Annotated in this window: 8 protein-coding genes and 1 pseudogene; all 9 read left to right on the top strand. The window is 70.7% G+C overall.

Going from position 1 to position 5365, the window contains the following annotated elements:
• Positions 1–126 (top strand): annotated as a pseudogene (locus JWQ91_RS11235) (ferredoxin); the annotation flags it as partial.
• Positions 127–134: 8 nt separating this feature from the next.
• Complete coding sequence (gene dapC, locus JWQ91_RS11230; protein ID WP_297783781.1) at positions 135–1232, top strand: succinyldiaminopimelate transaminase; 1098 nt, start codon at positions 135–137, stop codon at positions 1230–1232.
• Positions 1233–1313: 81 nt separating this feature from the next.
• Entirely contained in the window at positions 1314–1610 is a 297-nt protein-coding gene (gene clpS / locus JWQ91_RS11225; protein WP_297783778.1) for an ATP-dependent Clp protease adapter ClpS, read from the top strand.
• A complete protein-coding gene (locus JWQ91_RS11220) occupies positions 1607–2191 on the top strand; it encodes a DUF2017 domain-containing protein (protein ID WP_297783775.1) in 585 nt (194 codons plus the stop codon). The genes clpS and JWQ91_RS11220 overlap by 4 nt, the downstream gene beginning before the upstream one ends.
• A gap of 64 nt (positions 2192–2255) precedes the next feature.
• Entirely contained in the window at positions 2256–2717 is a 462-nt protein-coding gene (locus JWQ91_RS11215; RefSeq protein ID WP_297783772.1) for a M67 family metallopeptidase, read from the top strand.
• Positions 2717–2995 carry a MoaD family protein gene (locus JWQ91_RS11210; RefSeq protein WP_297783768.1) on the top strand — a complete coding sequence of 93 codons (279 nt, stop codon included), beginning with the start codon at positions 2717–2719 and terminating at the stop codon, positions 2993–2995. Before JWQ91_RS11215 ends, JWQ91_RS11210 begins: the two co-directional genes overlap by 1 nt.
• A 1-nt stretch (position 2996) precedes the next feature.
• Positions 2997–3944, top strand: a complete 948-nt coding sequence (locus JWQ91_RS11205) for a cysteine synthase (protein WP_297783765.1) — start codon at positions 2997–2999, stop codon at positions 3942–3944.
• A 51-nt stretch (positions 3945–3995) separates the two neighbouring features.
• Positions 3996–4973 carry a ribose-phosphate pyrophosphokinase gene (locus tag JWQ91_RS11200; protein ID WP_297783762.1) on the top strand — a complete coding sequence of 326 codons (978 nt, stop codon included), beginning with the start codon at positions 3996–3998 and terminating at the stop codon, positions 4971–4973.
• Positions 4974–5064: 91 nt separating this feature from the next.
• Positions 5065–5365: aspartate/glutamate racemase family protein (locus JWQ91_RS11195; protein WP_297783759.1), on the top strand; the 301-nt coding region annotated here is incomplete at its 3' end.

The raw sequence follows: 5365 nt of genomic DNA, 5'->3' as shown, positions 1-5365 counted from the left end.
GACAACTACGCGGCCAACGTCGACTTCTTCGACGACCTCGGCTCGCCCGGTGGCGCCGCCAAGCTCGGTGAGATCGACAAGGACCACCCGATGATCGCCGCACTGCCCCCGCAGAACCAGGAGTAGGTCCCGCGATGGGCCGCGTCTCGGCACGGTTCCCCGACTTCCCCTGGGACACGATCGCGGCCGCGAAGGCGCGCGCCGCCGAGCACCCGGGCGGCATCGTCGACCTCTCGATCGGCACGCCGGTCGACCCGACGCCGGTGGTGGCGCGCGAGGCCCTGGTGGCCGCCGCCGACGCGCCCGGCTACCCGACGGTGCTCGGTCCCGAGCCGCTGCGCCGGGCCGCCGTCGACTGGCTCGACCGACGCTTCGGCATCGGCGGGCTGAGCCCGTCCCAGGTGCTGCCCACGGTGGGCTCCAAGGAGCTCATCGCCAACCTGCCGATGCAGCTCGGTCTGGGCCCCGACGACCTCGTCGTGATCCCGGAGCTGGCCTATCCGACGTACGAGGTCGGGGCCCGCTACGCGGGCTGCGAGGTCCTCGCGGCCGACTCGACGATCGCGATCGGCCCGCGCCGGCCGGCACTGATTTACGTCAACTCCCCGGCCAACCCCCACGGCGCGATCCTCGGCAAGGACCACCTGCGCAAGGTCGTCGAGTTCGCACGGGACCGGGGCGCGCTGCTGGTCTCGGACGAGTGCTACCTGGAGTTCGCGTGGGACGGCGAGCCGTGGTCGGTGCTGCACCCCGACATCTGTGGTGGCAGCGCCGAGGGCATCCTCGCCGTCCACTCGCTGTCCAAGCGGTCCAACCTCGCGGGCTACCGCGATGCGTTCGTGGTCGGCGACCAGTCCGTCGTCTCCGAGCTGCTCGCGGTCCGCAAGCACCTCGGCTTCATGCTCCCGACGCCGGTGCAGGCCGCCATGGCCGCCGCGCTGGCCGACGACACCCACGTCACGGCGCAGCGCGCGACGTACGCCGCCCGGCGCGCCGACCTGCGGGCCGCGCTCGAGTCGGCGGGCCTCACGGTCGAGCACTCGCAGGGGGCCCTCTACCTGTGGGCGACCCGGGGTGAGCCCTGCCGCGACACGATCGACTGGTTGGCCGAGCTGGGCATCCTGGCGGCGCCCGGCGACTTCTACGGCGCGGCCGGCGCGCAGCACGTCCGGGTCGCCTTCACCGCGACCGACGAGCGGGTCGCCGCGGCCGTGGAGCGCCTGAGGGCCTGACCTCCCGGTCCAGATCATCCCGATCAGCGTGAGCCGTTCGGCCGGTGTCGCGCTGTCTTGCGCCTGAGACACAATGGAGGCGTGACCACCCCGACCCCCGTCGAGATCGCGGAGCCCGAGGTCGACGACATCGTCGAGCTCGAGGATCCGTGGGTCACGATTGTCTGGAACGATCCCGTCAACTTGATGTCGTACGTCGCGTACGTCTTCCGCAACTACTTCGGCTACACCGAGGAGAAGGCGCACGAGCTGATGCTCAAGGTGCACCACGACGGCAGGGCGGTCGTCTCCAGCGGCCGACGCGAGCAGATGGAGCGACACGTGCAGGCGATGCATGAGTACGGCCTGTGGGCCACGCTCGAGCGGCAGGACGCATGAAGCCGTTCAAGCGCCGCCGTCGCGGCGGCATCACCGCGACGTTCGAGCTGGGCGAGGCGCACCTGCTGGCGAGCCTGTCGAGCCAGGTCGTCGAGCTGCTGCGCGACCGCAACGGTGCCGCCGAGTCCAGCGCCGACCCGCTGGCCGCCCAGCTGGGGATGGGCGGACCGTCGACCCCGCCGGAGGACCCGGTCCTGCAGCGGCTGCTGCCCGACGCCTATCGCGACGACCCCGACGACGCCGGGGAGTTCCGCCGGTTCACCGAGCGCTCCCTGACCTCGGCCAAGGTCGCCAACGCCGAGGCGCTGATCGGCTCCCTCATCGACGGCGGGCTGACCTTCGGCGCGCCTCCCGAGGAGGACGGCGACCCGATCGAGGTCGAGCTCGACGACGCCGAGGTGCAGGCCTGGCTGCGGGCCCTCACGGACGTACGCCTGTCGCTCGCGGTGCGCCTCGGCATCGAGAACGACGAGGACACGATGCTGGTCGCCGAGTCCGACGACGACGCGGTGGCCGCGATGTCGGACATCTACGACTGGCTGGGCTACGTCCAGGAGACTCTCATCGGAGCGCTCGACTGACCCGGTCGTCTCACGACCGACACCGTCGAGCAGCGCCGTGCCACGCAGCCGATAAACTCGACCGGTGCTGACCATCGACCAGGCGACCCACGACGCGATCGTGGACCACGCGCGCCGTGACCACCCCGACGAGGCGTGCGGCGTGGTCGCCGGCCCGATCGGCTCCGACCGGCCGGCCCGGTTCATCCCGATGCTCAACGCCGCGATGTCGCCGACGTTCTACGAGTTCGACTCCGGCGACCTGCTGAAGCTCTACCGCGAGATGGACGACCGCGACGAGGAGCCCGTCGTGATCTACCACTCGCACACCGCGACCGAGGCCTATCCGTCCCGCACCGACGTCAACCTGGCCGGCGAGCCGGGCGCGCACTACGTGCTCGTGTCGACCCGCGACGGTGCGCACGAGGCGGGTCCGGTCGACTTCCGGTCGTACCGCATCGTGGACGGCGAGGTCACCGAGGAAGAAGTTCGCGTCGTCGCGGCTTATACAGAGGCAAGCGTCACTCAACAGAAGGCAGAAGACTGATGGCCATCGAGGTCCGCATCCCCACGATCCTGCGCACCTACACCGACGGCGAGCGCGCCGTCGAGGGCAAGGGCTCGACCGTCACCGAGCTGATCGACCAGCTCGAGCTCGACCACGAGGGCATCAAGGAGCGCCTGATCGAGGACGGCGAGGCGCGGCGGTTCGTCAACATCTACGTCAACGACGAGGACATCCGGTTCACCGGTGGCCTCGACACCGCGGTCGCCGACGGCGACACCGTGGTGATCCTGCCGGCGGTCGCCGGCGGCGCCCGCTGACATGCGCTTCAACTCCCTGATCGACTCGGTCGGCGGCACGCCGCTGGTGGGCCTGCCGACGCTGTCGCCGAGCCCGGACGTGCGGCTGTGGGCCAAGCTCGAGGACCAGAACCCGACCGGGTCGATCAAGGACCGGGCCGCGCTCGCGATGATCCTGCGCGCCGAGAAGGAGGGCCTCCTCGAGCCCGGCGCGACGATCCTCGAGCCGACCTCCGGCAACACCGGCATCTCCCTGGCGATGGTCGCCAGCCAGCGCGGCTACCGCCTGGTCTGCGTCATGCCGGAGAACACCTCGATCGAGCGCACGCAGCTGCTCACGATGTGGGGTGCCGAGATCATCCCCTCTCCGGCCGCCGGCGGCTCCAACGAGGCCGTCCGGGTCGCGAGGGGCATCGCCGCCGAGCACCCCGACTGGGTCATGCTCTACCAGTACGGCAACCCGGCCAACGCCGAGGCGCACTACAAGGGCACCGGCCCGGAGATCCTCGCCGACCTGCCCGAGGTCACCCACTTCGTCGGCGGGCTCGGCACGACCGGCACCCTGATGGGCGTCGGCCGGTTCTTCCGGGAGAACAAGCCCGGCGTGCGCATCGTGGCCGCGGAGCCGCGCTACGGCGAGCTCGTCTACGGCCTGCGCAACCTCGACGAGGGCTTCGTCCCCGAGCTGTACGACGCATCGCTGATCGACTCGCGCTTCTCGGTGGGTCCGCGCGACGCCGTCCGCCGCGTCCGCGAGCTCATCGCGACCGAGGGCATCTTCGCCGGCATCTCGACCGGCGCGATCCTGCACGCCGCGCTGGCCCAGGCCAAGAAGTGCGCCGACGCCGGCGAGGCCGCCGACATCGTGTTCATCGTCTGCGACGGCGGCTGGAAGTATCTCTCGACCGGCGCCTACGAGGGCACGTTGGACGAGGCCGAGGACAAGCTCGACGGCCAGCTCTGGGCGTAGGCCCGGCTCGGGCGGTGTCGCGGCCGGACGGGGTCGACTACCCTCGTCCACGTGAGTCAGATCGTGGTCTTCTCCGGCAGCGCCCATCGACCCCTCGCCGAGAAGATCTGTTCCGAGCTCGGCCAGCCCTTGTCGGCGTCCGACACGCTGCGGTTCAGCAACGACTGCCTCCAGGTGCAGCTGCTCGCGAACTGCCGCAAGAAGGACGTCTTCATCATCCAGCCGCTGGTCCCGCCGACGCAGGACCACCTGATGGAGCTGCTGCTGATGATCGATGCCGCCCGGGGCGCCAGCGCCGCCTCGGTCACCGCCGTCATCCCGCACTACGCGTACGCCCGCTCGGACAAGAAGGACGCGTCCCGCATCTCGATCGGCGGCCGGCTGGTCGCCGACATGCTGACGACCGCCGGTGCCGACCGGGTCGTCACGATGACCCTGCACGCGCCCCAGGTCCACGGCTTCTTCAGCGTCCCGGTCGACCACCTGACCGCGATCGGTGAGCTCGCGGACTACTACCGCAACCGCGACCTGACCAACGCCGTCGTGGTCTCGCCGGACCTCGGCAACGCCAAGACCGCCTCGCTGCTCGCCCGGCTGCTGGGCGTCCCGGTCGCCGCCGGCAGCAAGCAGCGTCAGGCCGACGACAAGGTCGTCATCGACGCGATCGTCGGCGACGTCGCGGGTCGGACCGCGATCGTCCTCGACGACGAGATCGCGACGGGCGGCTCGATCATCGAGCTCATGAACAAGCTCGAGGAGGAGGGTTGCACCGAGGCCTCGGTCGCCTGCACCCACGGCCTGTTCACCGGCAAGGCCGTCGAGCGCCTGCGCAACCACCCCTCGATCACCGAGGTCGTCACGACCGACACCGTCCCGCCGCCGGAGGACTGGCCCGAGCTGCAGGTGCGCTCGGTCGCCGGGCTGTTCGCCGAGGCGATCGCCCGGATCCACGCCGGTGAGTCGGTGTCGTCGTTGTTCGACGGGGTCGATCCCGCGCACGCGCCGCCGCAGCCCAAGCTCCCGCTCTGAGCCCGCTCGGGCCTCGGCGAGCGATGCGTCACATGTGACCTCGGGCCCGTTCACTTTCCCGTAACACCCTGTCCACGTACGCTTTCGCGTTGTGAGTGACTCTCCGATCGGCATCTTCGACTCCGGCTTCGGCGGCCTGACGGTGGCCCGCGCCGTTCTCGACCAGCTGCCGCACGAGCCCGTCCTCTACCTGGGCGACACGGCCCGTCAGCCGTACGGCCCGAAGCCGATCTCGGAGGTCCGGGAGTACGCGCTGGAGTGCCTGGACCACCTCGTCGCGCAGGGCGTCAAGGTCCTCGTCATCGCCTGCAACTCCGCCAGCGCTGCGGTCCTGCGCGATGCGCGGGAGCGCTACGACGTCCCGGTCGTCGAGGTCATCGTCCCGGCGACCC

This window comes from Aeromicrobium sp. (assembly GCF_025965075.1).
GTDB lineage: Bacteria > Actinomycetota > Actinomycetes > Propionibacteriales > Nocardioidaceae > Aeromicrobium.
The sequence above is the reverse complement of the archived record's forward strand: the minus strand, read 5'-3'. Positions and strand labels throughout refer to the sequence as shown.